The organism is Pseudomonas sp. P5_B2, assembly GCF_056400445.1.
Genome location: NZ_JBFULH010001084.1, coordinates 1 through 1,030 on the forward strand (window position 1 = coordinate 1; position 1,030 = coordinate 1,030).

The following is a 1,030-nucleotide window of genomic DNA, read 5'->3' on the forward strand; positions in this document are numbered from 1 at the left end:
CTTCTTCCAGCGAAGTCAAAGCGGCTTTCGGCGAAATCGAATACCGCACCGTTCGCGAAAACATCGTAAACGGCAAGCCGCGTATCGATGGTCGCGACACCAAGACTGTACGTCCTCTGAWCATCGAAGTCGGCGTTCTGCCAAAGACCCACGGTTCGGCACTGTTCACCCGTGGCGAAACCCAGGCTCTGGTTGTTGCAACTCTGGGTACTGCCCGTGACGCACAACTGCTGGACACCCTGGAAGGCGAGAAAAAAGACCCGTTCATGCTGCACTACAACTTCCCTCCGTTCTCGGTAGGTGAGTGTGGTCGCATGGGTGGCGCTGGTCGTCGTGAAATCGGTCACGGCCGTCTGGCCCGCCGTTCGATTGCAGCCATGCTGCCTGCTGCCGACGTGTTCCCGTACACCATCCGTGTTGTGTCGGAAATCACCGAGTCCAACGGTTCGAGCTCCATGGCTTCGGTCTGCGGCGCTTCCCTGGCCCTGATGGATGCCGGCGTTCCGATGAAGGCACCGGTTGCCGGTATCGCCATGGGTCTGGTTAAAGAAGGCGAGAAGTTCGCCATCCTGACCGACATCCTGGGTGACGAAGACCACCTGGGCGACATGGACTTCAAAGTAGCCGGTACCGCCAAAGGTGTTACCGCGCTGCAGATGGACATCAAGATCAAAGGCATCACCGAAGAAATCATGGAAATCGCTCTGGGCCAAGCCCTGGAAGCGCGCCTGAACATCCTCGGTCAGATGAACCAGATCATTGGCCAGTCGCGTACCGAACTGTCGGAAAACGCTCCGACCATGATCGCGATGAAAATCGACACCGACAAAATCCGTGATGTCATCGGTAAAGGCGGCGCGACCATTCGTGCGATCTGTGAAGAGACCAAGGCTTCGATCGACATCGAAGACGACGGCTCGATCAAGATCTTCGGCGAAACCAAGGAAGCGGCTGAAGCAGCACGTCAGCGCGTTCTGGGTATCACCGCTGAAGCTGAAATCGGCAAGATCTACGTTGGTAAGGTTGAACG

At 57.0% G+C, this 1,030-nt stretch carries 1 protein-coding gene; it reads left to right on the plus strand.

What is annotated here, in order from left to right; all coding sequences use genetic code 11:
* Positions 1–1,030, plus strand: a 1,030-nt coding sequence (gene pnp / locus AC1DRJ_RS29330; RefSeq protein WP_477805207.1) for a polyribonucleotide nucleotidyltransferase, incomplete at both ends; no start/stop codon positions are given.